This window comes from Leeuwenhoekiella aequorea (assembly GCF_004104375.1).
In the GTDB taxonomy this organism is placed as follows: domain Bacteria; phylum Bacteroidota; class Bacteroidia; order Flavobacteriales; family Flavobacteriaceae; genus Leeuwenhoekiella; species Leeuwenhoekiella aequorea.
On record NZ_QOVM01000001.1, the window covers coordinates 591,741 to 611,595 of the forward strand.

The 19,855-nt window shown below is 35.5% G+C and carries 18 protein-coding genes; 15 read left to right on the plus strand and 3 right to left on the minus strand.

The window, feature by feature from the left end:
* Window positions 1–117: 117 nt before the first annotated feature.
* The 4 genes from DSM00_RS02615 (at window position 118) to DSM00_RS02630 (ending at window position 5,560) form a co-directional block, all read left to right on the plus strand.
* The gene (locus tag DSM00_RS02615; protein WP_206633780.1) at window positions 118–1,401 is read left to right on the plus strand and encodes a serine hydrolase domain-containing protein; all 1,284 of its coding nucleotides are present in this window, start codon (window positions 118–120) and stop codon (window positions 1,399–1,401) included.
* Between the two features lie 255 nt (window positions 1,402–1,656).
* Complete coding sequence (locus DSM00_RS02620) at window positions 1,657–2,475, plus strand: SDR family oxidoreductase (protein WP_128756458.1); 819 nt, start codon at window positions 1,657–1,659, stop codon at window positions 2,473–2,475.
* Window positions 2,468–5,104 carry an MGH1-like glycoside hydrolase domain-containing protein gene (locus tag DSM00_RS02625; RefSeq protein ID WP_128756459.1) on the plus strand — a complete coding sequence of 879 codons (2,637 nt, stop codon included), beginning with the start codon at window positions 2,468–2,470 and terminating at the stop codon, window positions 5,102–5,104. Before DSM00_RS02620 ends, DSM00_RS02625 begins: the two co-directional genes overlap by 8 nt.
* 9 nt (window positions 5,105–5,113) lie before the next feature.
* On the plus strand, window positions 5,114–5,560 hold the full coding sequence (locus DSM00_RS02630) for a VOC family protein (protein ID WP_128756460.1): 447 nt from the start codon (window positions 5,114–5,116) through the stop codon (window positions 5,558–5,560).
* A gap of 391 nt (window positions 5,561–5,951) precedes the next feature.
* On the opposite strand, the gene DSM00_RS02635 is transcribed toward DSM00_RS02630, so the two are convergent.
* Together DSM00_RS02635 and gldA are read right to left on the minus strand one after the other, a co-directional pair.
* Window positions 5,952–7,001: an endonuclease/exonuclease/phosphatase family protein gene (locus DSM00_RS02635; RefSeq protein WP_128756461.1), complete on the minus strand. Its 1,050-nt coding sequence runs from the start codon at window positions 6,999–7,001 to the stop codon at window positions 5,952–5,954.
* A 2-nt stretch (window positions 7,002–7,003) separates the two neighbouring features.
* Window positions 7,004–7,900, minus strand: a complete 897-nt coding sequence (gene gldA / locus DSM00_RS02640) for a gliding motility-associated ABC transporter ATP-binding subunit GldA (protein ID WP_128756462.1) — start codon at window positions 7,898–7,900, stop codon at window positions 7,004–7,006.
* Window positions 7,901–8,343: 443 nt separating this feature from the next.
* Here gldA and DSM00_RS02645 point away from each other — a divergent pair, with 443 nt between their 5' ends.
* The 4 genes from DSM00_RS02645 to DSM00_RS02660 are packed head-to-tail and all read left to right on the plus strand — an operon-like array spanning window position 8,344 to window position 12,330.
* On the plus strand, window positions 8,344–9,165 hold the full coding sequence (locus tag DSM00_RS02645) for a prephenate dehydratase (protein ID WP_128756463.1): 822 nt from the start codon (window positions 8,344–8,346) through the stop codon (window positions 9,163–9,165).
* Window positions 9,165–10,316, plus strand: coding sequence for a pyridoxal phosphate-dependent aminotransferase (locus DSM00_RS02650; RefSeq protein ID WP_128756464.1), 1,152 nt, complete (start codon window positions 9,165–9,167; stop codon window positions 10,314–10,316). Before DSM00_RS02645 ends, DSM00_RS02650 begins: the two co-directional genes overlap by 1 nt.
* Before the next feature lie 33 nt (window positions 10,317–10,349).
* A complete protein-coding gene (locus DSM00_RS02655; protein ID WP_128756465.1) occupies window positions 10,350–11,210 on the plus strand; it encodes a prephenate dehydrogenase in 861 nt (286 codons plus the stop codon).
* A 28-nt stretch (window positions 11,211–11,238) separates the two neighbouring features.
* Window positions 11,239–12,330, plus strand: coding sequence for a bifunctional 3-deoxy-7-phosphoheptulonate synthase/chorismate mutase type II (locus tag DSM00_RS02660; RefSeq protein ID WP_128756466.1), 1,092 nt, complete (start codon window positions 11,239–11,241; stop codon window positions 12,328–12,330).
* Window positions 12,331–12,399: 69 nt separating this feature from the next.
* On the opposite strand, the gene DSM00_RS02665 is transcribed toward DSM00_RS02660, so the two are convergent.
* Window positions 12,400–13,047, minus strand: a complete 648-nt coding sequence (locus DSM00_RS02665; RefSeq protein ID WP_128756467.1) for a hypothetical protein — start codon at window positions 13,045–13,047, stop codon at window positions 12,400–12,402.
* Window positions 13,048–13,265: 218 nt separating this feature from the next.
* Between DSM00_RS02665 and rsgA the strand changes: the two genes are divergently transcribed.
* The 7 genes from rsgA (at window position 13,266) to DSM00_RS02700 (ending at window position 19,647) form a co-directional block, all read left to right on the plus strand.
* Window positions 13,266–14,219, plus strand: coding sequence for a ribosome small subunit-dependent GTPase A (gene rsgA, locus DSM00_RS02670; RefSeq protein WP_128756468.1), 954 nt, complete (start codon window positions 13,266–13,268; stop codon window positions 14,217–14,219).
* Window positions 14,220–14,238: 19 nt separating this feature from the next.
* Complete coding sequence (dtd, locus tag DSM00_RS02675; RefSeq protein WP_128756469.1) at window positions 14,239–14,691, plus strand: D-aminoacyl-tRNA deacylase; 453 nt, start codon at window positions 14,239–14,241, stop codon at window positions 14,689–14,691.
* 59 nt (window positions 14,692–14,750) lie between these two features.
* Window positions 14,751–15,077 (plus strand): nucleotide pyrophosphohydrolase, encoded by a 327-nt coding sequence (locus DSM00_RS02680; RefSeq protein WP_128756470.1) that lies wholly within the window; start codon window positions 14,751–14,753, stop codon window positions 15,075–15,077.
* A 25-nt stretch (window positions 15,078–15,102) separates the two neighbouring features.
* Window positions 15,103–16,326 carry a 3-phosphoshikimate 1-carboxyvinyltransferase gene (locus DSM00_RS02685; RefSeq protein WP_128756471.1) on the plus strand — a complete coding sequence of 408 codons (1,224 nt, stop codon included), beginning with the start codon at window positions 15,103–15,105 and terminating at the stop codon, window positions 16,324–16,326.
* A gap of 99 nt (window positions 16,327–16,425) precedes the next feature.
* Entirely contained in the window at window positions 16,426–17,475 is a 1,050-nt protein-coding gene (gene queA, locus DSM00_RS02690) for a tRNA preQ1(34) S-adenosylmethionine ribosyltransferase-isomerase QueA (protein WP_128756729.1), read from the plus strand.
* Between the two features lie 112 nt (window positions 17,476–17,587).
* Complete coding sequence (gene rlmN / locus DSM00_RS02695; protein ID WP_128756472.1) at window positions 17,588–18,631, plus strand: 23S rRNA (adenine(2503)-C(2))-methyltransferase RlmN; 1,044 nt, start codon at window positions 17,588–17,590, stop codon at window positions 18,629–18,631.
* Between the two features lie 38 nt (window positions 18,632–18,669).
* Complete coding sequence (locus tag DSM00_RS02700; RefSeq protein WP_128756473.1) at window positions 18,670–19,647, plus strand: polyprenyl synthetase family protein; 978 nt, start codon at window positions 18,670–18,672, stop codon at window positions 19,645–19,647.
* Window positions 19,648–19,855 lie beyond the last annotated feature (208 nt).

Here is a 19,855-nt window from a genome sequence, read left to right on the forward strand (position 1 = left end):
ATTCAAAATTTATTGGGATGGGATATACTAAAATTTGAACTTTAAAGTTTCAGATTATAGTTTTCAATATTGAATATTTTAGAAAATAAAATAGACGTAAAACATACTTCCATATTGGTGATAAAATCAAAATTTCTTCTTTTCATTACTATTTTAGGTCTTTTAATTTATGTGTCTTTAACAGCTTGGGGTGTTGAGTCTAATACTCATTTAGAATCTACCTCAATCAATGACGCGATTAATCAGGCCAATAAAAAAGAAGAAGTTTCATTACATTTATTACGTAAAGAAATTTTAATCAAACATTTAGAAGCTTACTTTCAGGATGCGTTGGATGCACATTTAATTATAGGCGCAGGTGTGAGTATTGTATCTGGAGATTCAGTCTTATTTAATGGTGGATTTGGCAGGCGCAATTCAACTTTAAACGAGCGAGTTAATGCACAGACTGTTTTTAGGTTAGGATCGCTTTCAAAAGGTTTTACCGGTGTACTTGCAGGTATAGAAGTGCATAACGGAAATTTAAATTGGGAAGATAAACTAGCCGAGGCAATTCCTCAATTTCATTTGAAGGATAAGGAAAATGAGGAAGCTATAACTTTATCCACAATTTTATCTCATACTACTGGAGTACCTTATCATTGTTATACAAACTTAGTAGAGGCGGGTTTGAGTATGTCTCAAATTGCCGAGCGGTTTGATATCATTAAAAGCACTTCAAAACCTGGTCAACTCTACAGTTATCAGAATGCAATGTTTGCTCTTAGTGGAGAGATGTTGCAAATAGCAACTGGTGACAATATGCACGAACTTCTTCAGAATAGAATATTCAATCCCTTAGATATGCAATTTGCGTCAACAGATTATGACGCTCTGGTAGGAGGTACTAATTATGCATACCCGCACAAAAATACTGCTCAGGGATTTAAACCAATACCTGTAAATAAGAAATATTATAACGCGATACCCGCAGGAGGTATTAACGCAAGTCCTGAAGATATGTCTAAGTGGATGCGTTTCTTATTAGGTTATAACGAATCTGTTTTGAGTAAAACAAATTTGCAAACCATATTTACACCTCAAATTGAAATGATTGAAGCGCGTAAATATTATCAGCGTTGGGAAGGCCACCTAAAATCTTCTTATGCTTATGGGTGGAGAATACATGAGTTTAAAGATAGTGCCACCGAAAAGAAAACCACGATGATACATCACGGAGGTTCTGTAAATAATTATAGAAATGAAATTGCATTGTACCCAGAAGAAGAATTGGGAATTTGTATTCTTTTTAATAGTATGACCCCATTGGCAACATCGGTGATTCCCGATGTGCACAAAATTGTAAGAAAGGTAATGCAGCAATCTCTAGCAGATTTTGAAAGAAATGCTGAATGTCTATAAGTGCAAAAATTCTTGAATTTTTATTTTCACTCATCTACTATTTTAACATTTATTGGATTTTTGATTATGTAATATTTAAATCATTCGATAAAAATCGGCGTGTAGTTTAAATAATATTCAATTGATTGCGATTTTTATTAATTGATTCTTCTTCAAAAGGATTTATAGTTAATACGTATTTATAAGCGCCGCATATAATGTAATTTAGGCTTATTAGATATGATTTTTGTATTTTAAAAATCGAAATAAGAAATTATGCAAAAACCAAATGAGCGTTTAAAAGGTCAAACAGCAATTGTTACTGGATCAAGTTCTGGAATTGGAGCTGCTGTAGCGCTGGCCCTTGGTAGAGATGGGGCTAACGTAGTAGTAAATTATAATTCATCAGATGAGGGAGCGCAAGAGATTGCTAAGCAGATTAATGATGATAACTTATGTGGTGAGGCAATTGTGGTAAAATGCGATGTGAGCAAGGAGGAGGATGTGCAGAATATGTTTAAACAAACAATTGATAAATTTGGTACTGTAGATATTCTGGTTGCCAATGCAGGTCTGCAAAAAGACGCGCCACTCCATGAGATGACATTAGAAGATTGGCAACTGGTAATAGATGTTAATCTTACGGGACAATTTTTATGTGCTAGGGAAGCTTTGCGAGAATTTATGAGAAGAGGCATGCGCCCAGAAGTTTCCAAGTCTCTTGGTAAGATAATTCATATGAGTTCGGTACATCAGATTATTCCTTGGGCTGGACATACTAATTATGCGGCCTCAAAGGGTGGACTGGTAATGCTTATGGAAAGTATTTGTCAGGAGTATGCACCTCTAAAAGTGCGATGTAATAGTATAGCTCCGGGAGCGATAAAAACTCCTATTAATAAAGAGGCTTGGGAAAGTGATGAGGCATTAGAAAAATTAAATAAGTTAATCCCCTATAAACGTATTGGTGTACCAGATGATATAGGTAGTGCCACTGCATGGTTAGCTTCAGATGAGTCAGAATATATTAATGGCACTACACTCTATGTAGATGGAGGTATGACGTGCTATCCAGGATTTACAACAAATGGTTAAGAAAAATACAGAAGAACAAAAAAGGTTAGATGCTCATTATTCAAATAGGGAAGACTGGTTACACTGGGGACCTTACTTGAGTGAAAGGCAGTGGGGAACGGTTCGGGAAGATTATAGTGCAGAAGGAAATGCGTGGGGATATTTTACCCACGATCACGCAAGAAGCCGGGTCTATAGATGGGGTGAAGATGGTCTCGCGGGTTTTACAGATCGCTATTGTAATATATGTTTTGGGCTTGCGCTTTGGAATGGAAAAGATAAAATTTTAAAGGAGCGTTTGTATGGATTGACAGGTCCTGAAGGGAATCATGGTGAAGATGTTAAAGAACTTTACTATTATTTAGAAAACACGCCTACTCACTCATACATGAAACATTTGTATAAGTATCCGCAAAAGGAATTTCCCTATGGAGAACTTATCAAATTAAATAAAAACAGAACTCGACAGGAGTTAGAGTACGAACTCTTAGATACAGGGATATTTAAAAAAAATGAATATTTTGATATAGTTACCGAATATGCCAAAGCAGGTCCTGAGGATATGTGCATCAAAATTTCCGTAACTAATAGAAATTCAAGGGCTGCAGAATTACATGTGTTACCAACACTTTGGGTTCGTAATTTTTGGGATTTTAGAGAAATGCCATTTAAGCCATCTATAACCAAAACTAAGACTCGCAAAAATCCTTCGGTTCATATAAAACATCCTTATACAGGAGAATACAAGTTTTACTTTCAGAAACCAGACCATTTACTGTTTACTGAAAATGAAACTAATGAAGAAAAGCTTTATCTCCAGCCTAACGATCATCCTTATAAGAAAGACTTTTTTCATAATACGGTTGTAAAAAATGATTACCGACTCAGTAAAAAGAAGCAGGAGGGAACAAAATTTGCCCCGCATTATAAACGTAAATTAAAAGGTGGTGAGACTGTTGTGTTCAAACTTCGTCTTACTAAAGAAGAGCCTAAAGATGCTTTTGATAAAAATTTTGATAAAGTTTTTGAGGACCGAATTCGAGAGTGTGCTGAATTTTACGACGGAATAAAATCTGTTGAGAATCCTGAAGCTAAGAAAATACAACGACAAGCTTTTGCCGGTTTATTATGGTCTAAGCAATATTATAATTACGAGGTCGAACAATGGTTAAAAGGAGATCCTAAAGTTTCTACGCCTCCAAAAGAACGTCGCAATGGGCGTAATAACAACTGGCGAACTTTACGTAATCACGATATTCATCTGATGCCAGATGCCTGGGAATATCCTTGGTATGCCGCGTGGGATAGTGCATTTCACTGCATTACGATGGCTTATATAGATCCTGATTTTGCAAAGAAGCAACTTTTGCTTTTTACCAAAGAGTGGTATATGGCTCCTAATGGCCAAATTCCAGCATATGAATGGAATTTTAGTGATGTGAATCCGCCTACTCAGGCATTTGCAGCATTACAAATATTTAAAATTGAACGCGATAGTGCAGGTAAATCAGATATCGATTTTCTCAAACGTATATTTAATAAGCTTTCACTCAATTTTACATGGTGGGTAAATCAAGAAGATAGAAAACAGAATAATGTCTTCCAAGGTGGTTTTCTTGGTCTGGATAATATTGGGGTTTTTGATCGTAGTAGTGGTATACCGGGTAATGCACATTTAGAGCAGGTAGATGGTACTTCGTGGATGGCGCTGTACTGTCTAAATATGTTAGAAATAAGTATAAAAATAGCCTTAGTAGATAGCTCTTATGAGGAAATGTGTACTAAGTATTTTGGACACTTCATTTTTATAGCAGAGGCTCTCAATAAACGCAGTGAGGAGTATGAAGGTATTTGGGATGAAAAGGAAGGCTTCTTTTATGATAACCTAGTTTTTCAAGATGGCACTTCACAACCTATAAAAGTGCGTTCTATTGTAGGGATGATGTCACTTGTTGCGGTACTCCACATATCTCAAGAGACTTTAGACAGACTACCTAATTTTAAATACAGTGTTGACTGGTTTAGAAAATATCGTATGAAGAATCTAAAATATATGGTTATTCAAGAGTTTTCTGATGAATCTGATCTTTTACTAGCATTGGTACCTAAAGAGAGGTTAGAGATATTATTGCAAACTATGTTTGATGAAAAAGAATTTTTGAGTAATCAGGGTATACGTTCTTTATCTAAAATACATGAACAGACTTACACAATCAACATAGCCAATATTAGCTACGATATCAAGTATGAGCCTGCAGAATCTGAGTCATCTATGTTTGGTGGTAACTCAAACTGGCGTGGGCCTGTTTGGATGCCTTTTAATTATTTATTTACTACTGCTCTAAAAGAATTTAGAGATTATTATGGTAGTGCACTAGAGCTAGAGTATCCTACTGGTAGTGGTAATATTGCGAGTCTTGAAACCATACGCAAAGATCTTATGAGTCGTCTAATAAGTATTTTTCAGGAAGATGAAAATGGTGACAGACCTGTTAATGCTCTGCATAAAGAAACTTACAGAGATCCCCATTTTAAAGATCTTATTTTATTCTATGAATATTTTCATGGGGATAATGGTAGAGGGATAGGTGCAAGTCATCAAACAGGGTGGACATCATTAGTAGCAAATATGATTCACGAGATTTATTGAATCTAAAAAATGATGAAATATATATTTATTACACTACTAGCGTTATTAACCATGCAGATAGCCGAAGCACAGGAGTTTAAGTTTAATAAAGATCACGATGCACTTTTAGTAAAGGATTTGGATAAATCTGCACAATTCTATGCCGAGGTTCTAGGGTTGAAGGAAATTGATAATGCAGGACTAGGACCTAAATTTAGATGGTTTGAACTTGAAAATAAAGTTCAAATACACCTTATCGAAAGTAGTGAGCAATTTACACCACATAAAGGAGTTCACTTAGCACTCAATATTGATGATCTCGAAAATTATATGAAGTTTTTGAAGGAAGCGAATGTTCCATTTGAGAATTGGCAAGGAGAAAAAAACAAGACTAACACAAGACCCGATGGGGTAAAGCAAATCTATTTCACAGATCCTGATGGATATTGGATTGAAGTAAACAACAATACACTTTAGTTTTAATTCAAAATCTTAAAAACTGATTGATTTAAGATCAATCAGTTTTTTTATGCCGTAATAATAGGTTACCCTAATAATTATTAATTATAGAGAGTGGTCATCAAAAGCCCGTTACTTTCGGGTTTTGTCTAACGACCTTCAGGTTAGCTGATTATTAGATTAAAATATTTACTAATAGGAAGTAACTACCGAAATATGAAACTGCTTGAAAATTTTTAATAATTATCAGTAATAATTATACAAATATTTTATTTTTGCATAAAATTTTAAAATCGGGAAAACTTCTAAAAATTTTTAAAGTCTTTGCCGGAATAGGGTTTAGGGACTCGTTCAGAGATGAACATTATTTTCTGGCAATTTAAGCCCCCGAGAGGGGGCTTTCTCTTGATTATTCTGCGCTTTCGAGTCCTTCATTTATGCGCTCTTCAATCTCTTCATTGATTTCTTCATCCAGTTCCGGATTTTCTAAAATCTCTCCGGTTTCTAACCAAAATGTAAAAAACATAGGGTAATGATCTGATCCTATATGTTCTAGTCGTTGCATTTTGTCTACAACTACATCTTCAGAATGAAAAAGATGATCTATAGGGAATCTCAAATACCAGTAGTCTGCGTGAAATGTAGGGAATAAACCACGACCTATTCTAGGATCTATTAAGCCAGTCATCTTTGCAAATAATCTGCTTACCCGCGACCAAACTACATCGTTTAAATCTCCACAAACAATTACCGGACTCTCTAATTCACGTACAGCTTTACCTATTATTAAAAGCTCTGCGTCACGCTCTTCAGAGGTTTCATTTTCGGTAGGGCTAGGTGGTGCAGGATGTACACAAATTAGATTAATGAACTTATTTTTAGAATAGTAGACTTTTGTGAAAATTGATGGAATATCTTTTTCAACCAGATAATTTATTTGTGTGTCTGCCAGCTCATATTTGCTGTAAAGATGCATTCCATAGAAATTATCTAAAGGCACCGGTACAATGAAAGGATAATCTGCTTCTATAGATTTGAGTCCATTTTCCCAATTTTTGTCCGTTTCCATAACAAGAAGCAGATCTGGATTTAGATGAGTTACTTGTTTTTTAAGTTTATCATAATCTGTATTTGTTTGTAATACATTAGAAGTGAGTAAACTTATTTGTTGCAAGCTATCAGGATTTTTTGGTTTTTTATCCCGTATGGGGTAATAATGAGAGTAAGGAAATACCTTGTAAATTTGAAATATCAAAGTGGCAAATAGACCTATGGTAACACAATATTCCCAGATTTCTATAGGAAATGAAAAAGCAAATATCAAAGCGAGAACTAGCATTTGCAGGAAACTTGTTTGAACACGTATAAAATCCCAGCCTCGTATAATCCAGTGAGTACCTTGCGTAAGTGGCAGTAACGCAATTAGAATTAGAAATAATGCAAGAGCGTAAAATACCATATTTAGTTACTAGTGAGTTGTTGAAAAAGTTGTTCTAGAGATCTATTTTTCTTAACGAGCTGTAAAATTTTTAGTCCGTTATCATGGGCAAAATCAAATATTGCGGGCCGCATATCTATTGAAGATGAAAAGGTAATTTCATAAACAAAACCTCTTGTGTTTTTGACCGCTGTAGCTTTATTGAATTGCATTAGGGCAATTTCTTCGATACGATAATCAAATTCTACTTCAATTATTTGTTCATTTTCATCTCGCAGATTCTCCATCTTTTTATCTGCTACGATTTTGCCTTTATTAATTATAATGACACGATCACATATCGCTTCAACCTCTTGCATAATATGAGTTGAAAGTAGAACAGTCTTAGTCTTACCTATATTTTTTATGAGCGCTCTAATTTCTTTAAGTTGATTAGGATCTAAGCCAGTTGTGGGTTCATCCAGAATAAGAACTTCAGGATCATTAATGAGCGCAGCTGCAAGCCCTACGCGTTGTTTGTATCCTTTACTTAAGTGCTTTATTTTCTTAGTCATTTCTGGCGTTAATCCGGTAAGTGTTATGACTTCATTAATGCGCGATAGGGAAGCACTATTCAATTCTGCCTGAAACTTGAGATATTCTCTCACATACATTTCAGGATAAAGGGGATTGCTTTCGGCTAAATATCCTATGCTTTTTTGTACATCAAGACTTTGTGTTTGAGTTGAGAAGTTATTAACAAGAGCTTCACCAGATGTAGGTTTTAAGTAGGTTGTCAAGATTTTCATCAGGGTGCTTTTTCCGGCACCATTAGGACCTAAAAATCCGGTAATCTCTCCTTTTCGAATAGTAAAACTAATAGAATCAAGGGCAATTTGCTTTCCGTAATTTTTTGTGATAGTAGTTACAGAGATGGACATAGGTTACACATATTAGTTTGCTTGAGGGGCTAAAATTAAACAAATAGCAGACAGGCATCTCTTTCTAAATGCTTAAAATATCATTGTTAATGTAAAATGGATGAACTAAAAGACTTCTACAAAATGTTATCTTTAAAAAATGGTTGCTTTTAAAAGGTCTTATTTAATTTCGTTTAAAGAAAGTAGCTATTTAATTGAATATCTGTAAAAGTTATTTGTATTTAAGTGGGTTCCTAATTATTTAATTACTTTAGCAACGTAAAACAGAAACAATACATGTTAAACGTACCTTATTTTTATAGCCGTTATTACTTCTTTTTCTTTATTAGAGAAACGGGACCGCTATAAGCATATAGTATTGATATATCATATAGGTCCCGATTTAAATTAAATCGGGATTTTTTTTGTTATAAACTGAACGTAAATATTTTAATCAAGCGCACGTGATACATAAAGTAGCCATACAAGGAATAAAAGGATCCTTTCATCATAAAGTAGCTCAGGATTTTTTTAGTGAAGATGTTGAGGTTGTGGCTTGCCGCAATTTTCAAGATGTGGTAAACAGTTTATTAAGTGGCGAAAGTACAGACGCTGTAATGGCTATTGAAAATTCTATTGCTGGAAGTATCATCCCTAATTATGCGTTAATAGACCATCATAATTTAAACATTGAAGGGGAGCATTATTTGCCTATAAGTCAAAATTTAATGGCGCTTCCCGGCCAGTCTTTAGATGCTATTAAAGAAGTATGGTCTCACCCTATGGCTCTTTTACAGTGTAAAGACTTTTTTAAAGATAAAAGTGAAATACGTCTTGTTGAAGATGATGATACCGCAGGAGCAGCAAAGCGCATTGCAGATGGGAAAATATTAAATGTAGCAGCTATAGCCAGTGCGACTGCAGCAAAAATCTACGGCCTGGAGGTTTTAGCTGAAAATATGCAAACTATAAAAGATAATGCAACTCGCTTTTTTATTTTGAACAATAACGGGCGTACAGATACAGATGTACCAGACAAAGCTTCAGTTAAATTTTTGACAGATCACAAACGCGGTAGTCTTGCAGCGGTACTTAATGTAATGAGTGATTGTAAATTAAACCTTACTAAAATACAATCGTTACCTGTTATCGAGACGCCTTGGGTTTACTCATTTTTTGTAGATGTTACGTTTAAGAATTACGAAGATTTTGACAAAGCAAAAAAATTATTAGCTATCATGACTGCAGAGTTTAAAGTACTTGGCGAATACAAAAATCGAAAATAATGATAATAGAATCGGCAAAACGTTTGCAACAGACGTCAGAATATTATTTTTCTCGTAAGCTTAAAGAGGTAAGAGCACTTGCAGCTGCTGGGAAACCCATCATAAATATGGGTGTGGGAAGTCCAGATTTACCACCACCACCTCAAGTAATCGACGCTCTTACGCGCTCATTAATAGACGGTCCTGCTCACCAGTATCAAAGTTATAAGGGATTGCCTCAACTTACACAGGCAATGAGCGATTTTTATAATAATAAATATGAAGTTCAATTAGATCCTGAAACCGAAATCTTGCCTTTAATGGGTTCTAAGGAAGGTATCATGCATATTAGTATGGCTTTTCTTAATCAAGGAGATCAGGTTTTAATACCTAATCCTGGTTACCCAACTTATTCTTCAGTGACTAATTTGCTAGAGGCAGAACCTGTGTATTATAATCTAGATGCGTCGCATAATTGGATGCCTAATTATGATGAGTTAGAATCGCTTGATCTAAACAAAGTAAAGCTTATGTGGGTAAATTATCCGCATATGCCTACCGGAGCAAAGGCAACAACAGAGGACTTTGAGCAGTTAATTGCCTTTGCGACAAAAAACAATATACTACTGGTAAATGACAACCCGTATAGTTTTATCCTTAATGAAAATCCCCAAAGTATATTGAGTATCCTCGGAGCCAAAGAGGTAGCATTAGAGCTTAATTCGTTAAGTAAATCATTTAATATGTCTGGGTGGCGTGTAGGAATGTTGCTTGGAGCAGAAGATTATATAAATGCGGTGCTTACAGTTAAAAGCAATATGGATAGTGGTATGTTCTACGGAATACAGAAAGGAGCAGCTGCAGTATTAACTGAAGGAACAAGCTGGTTTAATGAACTTAATTTGGTTTATAAGTCACGAAGAGAACTTATGTGGCAACTGGCAGATGTTTTGGGATGTATTTATGATAAAGAAGCTGCCGGAATGTTTATTTGGGCAAAATTACCAGAAGGCTCTCTGGACGCAGAAGCTTTTATAGATGATATTTTAATCGAAAAAAGCATTTTTATAACACCGGGAACCATTTTTGGTTCTCAAGGAGCTGGGTATATTCGATTTTCACTTTGTGTTTCCGAAGATAAAATAAGAGAGGCAATTTCAAGGTTTAAATAGTACTTATTAATCAGAAGATTAGAAATAAATAAATTGGAAGATTTCAAAAATATTTTCGTTTTAGGTATAGGTCTTATTGGCGGTTCTATGGCGCGTGATTTAAAACGTGTTTTGCCTGAAAGTACACTATATGGGATAGACAGTAGTGAGAATCATCTTAGCGAAGCTGTAGGTTTAGGAGTTATTGATCACTCTTCAAGATTTGAAGCGTTGAGTCAAGCAGATTTAGTTATATTATCTATACCTGTAGATCAGGCAAATTTATTTTTACCTCCCGTTTTAGATGCAATTTCAGAGCATGCTCTTGTTATCGATGTGGGATCTACAAAAGGTAGCGTATGTGATGCTGTGCGTAACCATCCTAAACGTGCTAATTTTTTAGCAGCACATCCTATTGCCGGTACAGAGTTTTCTGGACCTACCGCAGCCATTGAATATTTGTTTAAAGACAAGACAATGATTCTTTGCGAAGTAGAAGATACAGATACTGAATTATTAAAAAAGGCTATGCAATTGTTTGAAGTTTTAGAGATGCGTATTCGCTATATGAATCCGCATTCTCATGATAAGCATATTGCTTATGTCTCACACCTATCACACATAAGTAGTTTTATGTTAGGGAAAACTGTGATCGAAAAAGAAAAAAACGAGAAAGATATTTTTGATATGGCAGGTAGTGGATTTGCTTCGACCGTACGCCTGGCAAAAAGTAATCCCGCCACTTGGACTCCTATTTTTAAGGAAAATAAGGCTAATGTGTTAGAAAGCCTTACTGAATATATAACCAATTTAACTCATTTCAAAAATGTTCTCGAAGCAGATGACTACGAAGAAGTTTATAATGAAATGGAAAATACAAACCACATAAAATCAATACTCAAAGGATTATCGTAATTGGCAAAATGCCGTAAATTTGTAGGATATGGAAAACAAAAAAGAACTTAGAAACTGGTTAGATGCATTCAATCTGGATCATCCTCTGGTAATCGCAGGACCTTGTAGCGCAGAAACTGAAGAGCAAGTGCTTAAAATAGCACACGAATTAAAAGACACTGACGCAACAGTATTTAGAGCAGGTATCTGGAAACCACGTACGCGTCCAGGAATGTTTGAAGGAGTTGGAGCTTTAGGTTTAAAATGGCTTCAAAAGGCTAAGGAAGAAACAGGAATGCTTACTACTACTGAAGTGGCAAATCCTAACCACGTAGAGTTAGCGCTTAAGCACGATGTAGATATTCTTTGGATAGGTGCACGTACTACCGTTTCTCCATTTAACATTCAGGAAATAGCTGAAGCATTAAAGGGTACAGATAAAGTTGTTCTTATTAAAAATCCTGTTAACCCAGATTTAGCGTTATGGTTAGGTGCCGTTGAGCGCTTTTACACTCAGGATGTTAAAAATTTAGGTGTTATACATAGAGGTTTTTCTACTTACGAGAAAACCCGTTATAGAAATAATCCAGAATGGCAAGTAGCTGTTGATCTTCAAGATAAATTTCCAGATTTACCTTTAATATTAGATCCATCGCATATTGCGGGACGTCGTGATATTATATTTGATTTGTGCCAAACAGGACTTGATCTTAATTACGATGGTATTATGGTAGAGACGCATTACGATCCTGATAATGCGTGGAGTGATGCTGCGCAACAAATTACTCCTTCTACGCTAGTTCAAATTATGAAAGATTTGAAAATACGTAAAGAAGAAGGTACTGCAGCAGAGTTTAATAACAAATTAAATACACTACGTACTCAAATAGATGTAGTAGATCATCAGCTTATTGAAAGTCTGGGTAAACGTATGAAAATTGCAGATTCTATAGGAGAGCTTAAAACGCAAAACAATGTTGCGATTTTACAGTCTAAACGTTGGAACGAGATTTTAGGAGCAATGATCTTAGAAGGTGAGAAACACAATTTAAGCGAAGAATTTATTCTGCGTGTATTTAAAGCGATTCACCAGGAATCAATTAACCACCAGAAGAAAATCTCAAGAATGGAGGAAGCATAGTCCTCGTTTCTTAAATATAAAAAAAGGCACTCATCGAGTGCCTTTTTTTATGTACTTAAACTTTTCAAGTTATTTAGTGTAAGCGAGTCTTCTTGAGGCTTTACGCATCAAAACATTTATAAGGTCGTCAGAATTACTTCCAAAACTTCCGGAAACTTTCTTGTTGTAATTCCATAATAATTCGCCATCTCCAGAATTGTTAATATTCATATTCACAACGGCAGAATTAGTACGTCCCCAAACGCCTATAAGAAGCCCTAAAGCTACAGAAGCACCTTCAGACATAGGCTTGTTAGTTTCATAGGTGCCCGATATTATTGCATCAACTTCCAGAATTTGTGCAAGCTCTTCTGGTGTGAAGGCATCTATATTTTCAGAATTTATATTTTGTTTCAATAATAACGTGCGTGTGCGTGATGGTGGTTGTACATCAATAGCTAGAGTACCTCGTTTTTTACGCTTTAAAAACCACGAGTGCATTGCTTCCTGAAGACTTTCAGCTTCACTTTTTTGCATCTCCTCCAGTTGGCCAGATTCTAATTTTTCCATTTGCTTAGGACGCAATTCTATTTTTGTTCTAAAGGGAAGAATAGCAATGTTTTTGTGATCTTTAGCGAGCTCATCAAATTTTGGGTTTTCATACAAATGAGTTTGTGCTTGAGCGATAAAACCGCTTAAAAAAGCCATTAAGAAAAGGAATTGAGTAATTTTTTTCATATTAGATGTTATTGTTCGAATCGCAATAACCATAAATCTTATGACTTTTGAAAGTGTTATTATTCAAAATAATTTTATAAGTAATATTTTTTATTTGTAGTGAGTTCGTCTATACATTTGGTTCATTAAACTCTTTAATCCCAATGTATTTTACGCTTTGCCTATTTGAGTTCTTTAAAATAAAGTAGTTTTACAGTCTTATATATTAAATGTAATTTTTGAAAGGAACAGTTTACAAATCTACCGGAAGTTGGTATAGCGTTAAGGCAGATGATGGTCATTTTTATGATTGTCGTATAAAAGGGCGCTTTAGAATTCAGGGAATAAAAAGTACAAACCCTGTAGCAGTAGGGGACCGTGTTATATTTGAATTAGAGAAAACAAGCGATGCCGTTACCGGCGTGATCATTGATATTGATACTAGAGACAACTACATCATACGTAAGTCTGTAAATCTTTCAAAACAAACACATATTATTGCGGCAAACATTGATCAATGTTTTTTAATTGTTACTCTCAATAATCCGCCCACATTTACTGCATTTATTGACCGATTTCTAGTAACCTGCGAGGCCTATCATATTAAGGCAATTTTACTTTTTAATAAGGTAGATACTTTTAGCGAAGAAGAGTTTGGCGAAGTAAAATATCTGGCAGAAATGTATCGTGAAATAGGATATACCTGTGTAGGTGTTTCTGCAAAAACCGGTAAAAATGTAGATCAGGTAAAAGAAATGATGCTGGGAAAAACCAGTATGTTCTCTGGTCATAGTGGGGTGGGTAAATCTACATTAGTAAATGCGCTAGAGCCTTCATTAGATTTAAAAACTAAGGAAATAAGTGGGCAGCATATGCAAGGACAGCATACAACTACATTTGCAGAGATGTTTGATCTCACTTTTGAAGCACGTATAATAGATACTCCTGGGATTAAAGGTTTTGGTGTTGTTGATATTGAGAAAGAAGAGTTGGGTAATTATTTTCCAGAATTTTTTGCTTTAAAAGATCAGTGTAAATTCAATAATTGCTTGCACATAGAAGAGCCTAAATGCGCAGTAAAAGAGGCACTGGAAAATGATGAGTTAAGTTGGTCAAGATACCAGAGTTATAAGCAAATCATTGAAGGAGATGAAGAAAATTATAGGCGAAACGTTTACGATCAACAACCATAGTCATTCTTAATAAATTTGTATGCGTGTAGTAATTCAGCGGGTAAGTGAAGCTTCAGTAACGATAGATAATATAATTAAAGGTGCTATAGGAACCGGATATATGATTTTGCTAGGAATACGAGCAGAAGATACGCTTGAAGATATTGACTGGTTAACATCAAAAATTTGTGGACTTCGTGTTTTTAGTGATTCCGAAGGTTTAATGAATGAAAGTATCACCGATCAACATGGAGATGTTCTCTTAATAAGCCAGTTCACCTTATACGCATCTACAAAAAAAGGAAACCGGCCTTCATTTATAAATGCCGCAAAACCAGATATAGCTATCCCATTGTATGAAGAATTTGTGAATATGCTTTCTCAAAAGCTTGGAAAGGCTGTGAAAACTGGCGAATTTGGTGCAGATATGAAAGTTTCTCTGGTAAACGATGGTCCAGTTACAATCACTATTGATTCTAAAAACAGAGAATAACCTGCTTGCATTTTTCGACTTTACCTTATTTTAGCTGTACAAGCTAGAATAAACAGATTATGAAAATCGATAATGCCCAGTTAGCAGTTGACACGTGGATAAAAGATCACGGTGTTCGCTATTTCAACGAACTTACAAATATGGCACAACTTACTGAAGAAGTAGGTGAGGTTGCCCGTATTATTGCCCGTAGATATGGGGAACAAAGTGAAAAAGAGAGTGATAAAAATAAAGATCTAGGAGAAGAACTGGCAGATGTTTTATTTGTAGTTCTATGTCTGGCAAATCAAACTGGTATTAACCTGCAAGAAGCTTTTGACAAGAAACTAGACTTAAAGACAGAAAGAGATCACGATCGCCATCACAATAACGAAAAACTGAAGTAACAGGATTTTCATAATATATTACATTTTGATACTTAAACTACAACAGAAAACACCTCATTTATCAGGAGATGTGCGTATTACCGGTTCAAAGAGTGAAAGCAACAGGCTTTTATTACTTCAAGCACTTTTCGGAAATTTTGAAATAAACAATCTTTCAAATAGCGATGATAGTGATGTGATGCAACGAGCACTGGCATCAACCCAACGTGTGGTAGATATTCATCACGCAGGAACTGCGATGCGCTTTCTTACAGCATATTTTGCAACTTACGAAGGGCGCGAAACACTGCTTACAGGTAGTAATCGAATGAAGGAACGGCCCATTGGTCTTCTAGTTGACGCGCTTAGAACGCTTGGAGCAGATATTACCTATACTGAAACAGAAGGTTATGCCCCGCTTTTAATAAAAGGGAAAAAGTTAACCAAAAACACGGTTTCTCTGGCGGCGAATGTGAGTAGTCAATATATTTCTGCACTTATGATGATAGGTGCTTCTTTAGAGAAGGGTCTTGAGATTACTCTACTAGGTAATATTACTTCGGTACCCTATATAGAAATGACCCGTTCGCTATTAACGCAGCTGGGTATTGTGAGTAGTTTTGAGAACCAACTCATAAAAATAGAGCCTGCAAAAAATGTCTCGATATCAGAGATGACTGTAGAGTCTGACTGGAGTAGTGTTTCTTACTATTACAGTTTAGTAGCACTATCTAAAACTGCAAAGCTCAATTTGTCTAGCTATAAAAAGGAGAGTTTGCAGGGTGATGCAGTATTGGCAGAACTCTATGATAAATTGGGGGTACAAACTACATTTCTTGAAAATACAATTGTGTTGGAAAAAGAAGTTGAATCAAAGCCGCGACGTGTATCTTTTGATTTGGCAAATTGTCCAGACATTGCCCAGACAATTGCAGTAACATGTTTTGGTTTAGGTGTCGCTTGTGATTTAACCGGTCTGCATACGCTCAAGATTAAAGAAACAGATCGTTTAGAAGCGTTAAAAAATGAATTGACAAAATTAGGAGCCACTATAACCGTTACAGATAAATCACTTCATCTAAAAGAAGGTGGAACTTGTAACGAAAATATCACGATTAAAACCTATCAAGATCATAGAATGGCGATGGCTTTTGCACCTTTGGCTCTAAAAGTGCCAATTATTTTTGAAGATGCAGAGGTTGTAAACAAATCATATCCCGATTTTTGGGCTGATTTTAGAGGCTTGGGCTTTAAAACGGAGCAACTTTAGTATACTATTAAATTAAACCCCGATTTACTTGACAACCCCTACCTTGAGGTTGTATATTTGCACGCTATTTTAAATACCTAAAAAAGACATCCCATGGGAATGAAACTTTCGCATTTTAATTTTGATTTGCCTAATGAGCTATTGGCTGAATATCCTGCAGAAAATAGGGATGAGGCACGCTTGATGGTTCTTAATCGAAAAACTAAAACTATTGAGCACAAGCTTTTTAAAGATATAATAGATTATTTTGAGCCTAATGATATTATGGTTCTTAACAATACAAAGGTTTTCCCGGCACGTCTTTATGGAAATAAAGAAAAAACAGGAGCGCGTATCGAGGTTTTCTTGTTGAGAGAACTTAATTCTGAAACTCGTTTGTGGGATGTACTTGTAGATCCTGCACGTAAGATACGTATTGGGAATAAGCTTTATTTTGGTGATGATGAGAGTCTAGTTGCTGAAGTAATTGACAATACGACTTCTAGAGGTAGAACTTTACGTTTCTTATACGATGGTTCGTACCAGGAATTTAGAAATAAATTGACAGAATTAGGAGAAACGCCACTTCCTAAATATATTAAAAGAGAGGTGGAGCCAGAAGATGCAGAGCGTTACCAGACTATTTTTGCAAAAGAAGAAGGTGCTGTTGCAGCTCCTACTGCAGGGTTGCATTTTAGTAAGCACTTATTAAAGCGTCTTGAAATTAAAGGACTTGATTTTGCAGAGGTTACCTTGCATGTAGGTCTAGGAACGTTTAGTGCTGTTGAAGTTGAAGATCTTTCTAAGCACAAAATGGATAGTGAGGAAGCTTATATTAAGCCAGAAGCAGTATCTATTATTAATAAGGCAATTAGCGAGAAGCGCAAGATTTGTGCGGTAGGTACTACCGTTATGCGTACTCTAGAAAGTGCGGTGAGCTCTAACCATACTTTAAATGAATTTGGTGGATGGACAAATAAATTTATCTTTCCTCCTTATGACTTTAGTATTGCAAACTGTATGGTAACTAATTTCCATACGCCTAAGTCTACTTTGATGATGATGGTTTCTGCATTTGCAGGGCACGATTTTATGAAGCAAGCTTATGAAGAAGCAGTAAAAGAAAAATACAAGTTTTATACTTATGGTGATGCGATGTTGATTATCTAATCGAATCATTTATTATAATTTTTAAAATCCCCGGCTATGTCGGGGATTTTTTTAGTATAAAACTTAAGACATTGTATATAGAAAGCAACGTGTTAATTGGTAACTTTACAGCGTGATACAAATTAAAAAAGATATACGAGCATTAACCCGTGATCAACTGCGGGAATATTTTGTAACTCAGGGCGAAAAGGCTTTTAGAGGTAATCAGGTTTATGAATGGTTGTGGAGTAAAGGAGCGCATTCATTTGATGATATGACAAACCTCTCAAAAGAAACCAGAACTTTTCTTGATACTCACTTTGTAATCAATCATATTAAGGTTGATCAAATGCAACGTAGCAAAGATGGCACTATAAAAAATGCTGTAAAGCTGCACGACAATCTTACAGTAGAATCTGTATTAATTCCTACAGCGAGTAGAACAACTGCTTGTGTTTCTTCACAAGTGGGTTGTAGTCTCAACTGTAAATTTTGTGCAACAGCCCGCTTAAAGCGTATGCGTAATCTTAATCCTGATGAAATTTTTGATCAAGTGGTAGCGATTGATCAGCAAAGCCGATTATATTTTGACAGACCTTTATCTAATATTGTATTTATGGGTATGGGCGAGCCTTTGATGAATTATAATAACGTCATAAAATCTATAGAAAAAATTACAGCTCCAGATGGTTTGGGAATGTCACCTAAACGTATTACAGTTTCTACTTCAGGAGTGCCTAAAATAATTAGGAAAATGGCAGACGATGCCGTAAAATTTAATCTGGCTGTATCCTTACATTCAGCACTTGATGAGGTACGTACTGAGATTATGCCATTTAATGAGCAAATGCCACTTATAGAGCTTAAGGAGGCACTTCAGTACTGGTATATAAAAACTAAAAAATTTATTACTTACGAGTATGTTGTCTGGCGTGGTATTAATGATCGGGATCGCGATATCGAGGCATTGATAGATTTTTGTTTAGCTGTACCAAGTAAAGTAAATTTGATAGAATACAATCCTATAGATGATGGTCAGTTTCAACAGGCAGATCCAGAAGCTATAGATAGATATGTAGCCAAGCTCGAAGCACGAGGAATTACCGTAACCGTACGTCGCTCACGCGGAAAAGATATAGATGCCGCTTGTGGTCAATTAGCAAATAAGAATGCGTAATCGCATAAACACTATAATTTAATAGCAGATCTTCAAAATTGAAAGTAGTCGAACAAATTAAGCAGCCTATAGCTCATGAGATGGAACTCTTTGAGCAAAAGTTTTCGCTTTCGATGAAGTCTAAAGTTCCTTTACTTAATAGAATCACCCACTATATTGTAAACCGAAAAGGAAAACAGATGCGACCTATGTTTGTTTTTCTGGTTGCAAAAATGTTAGGAGATGAGCGCTTAAATGATAGGACTTATAGAGGTGCTTCTATAATAGAGCTAATACATACCGCTACTTTAGTTCACGATGATGTGGTTGACGACAGTTATCGCCGCCGTGGCTTTTTTAGTCTTAATGCACTCTGGAAAAATAAAATTGCCGTTCTAGTGGGTGATTTTTTACTTTCTAAAGGGTTGCTACTTTCTATTGATAACGAGGATTTTGATTTGCTTCAGATTATTTCGGTAGCAGTAAGAGAGATGAGTGAAGGTGAATTGCTTCAAATTGAAAAAGCCCGCAATCTTGATATAACCGAAGAAATTTATTTCGAAATCATACGTCAAAAAACTGCTACTTTAATAGCGGCTTGTTGTGCTATGGGGGCAAGTGCTGTTCACGCCGGTAAAAAAGATATTGAGAATATGCGCAAATTTGGGGAGCTTATAGGGCTTGCTTTTCAAATTAAAGATGACCTTTTTGATTACGGAACTCAAAAAATAGGAAAGCCTACAGGTATAGATATTAAAGAGCAAAAAATGACTCTTCCACTTATTTATGCGGTTAATAATAGTGACAAGAAACAGCGCAAATGGCTCATAAACTCCGTTAAAAATCACAACAAAGATAAACAGCGCGTTAATGAGGTTATTGATTATGTGAAAAAATCTGGTGGATTGGATTACGCTGTAAATAAGATGGTTTCTCTGCAGCAGGAGGCTTTAGGTTTATTAAATAAATATCCAGAATCTAAATACAAAGACTCTCTGGTACTTATGGTGAATTACGTTATTGAACGTAAAAAGTAACTATTCTCAATAGGTTGATCACACGATTTTCTGCAGTTATATTCTACCTATTGTTCACTTTTCTTCTTTAGGAACATAGGTTCTAGCACAGATTTGGTCTTTTTAAACTCTTGGGTTCCTTATTTCTTCAGTTCTAATAACTATTTTTTTTTTCAGGATGCTTCCATCTTTTTCTAAATATTTGGATGTTGATAATGAGCTATTTAAA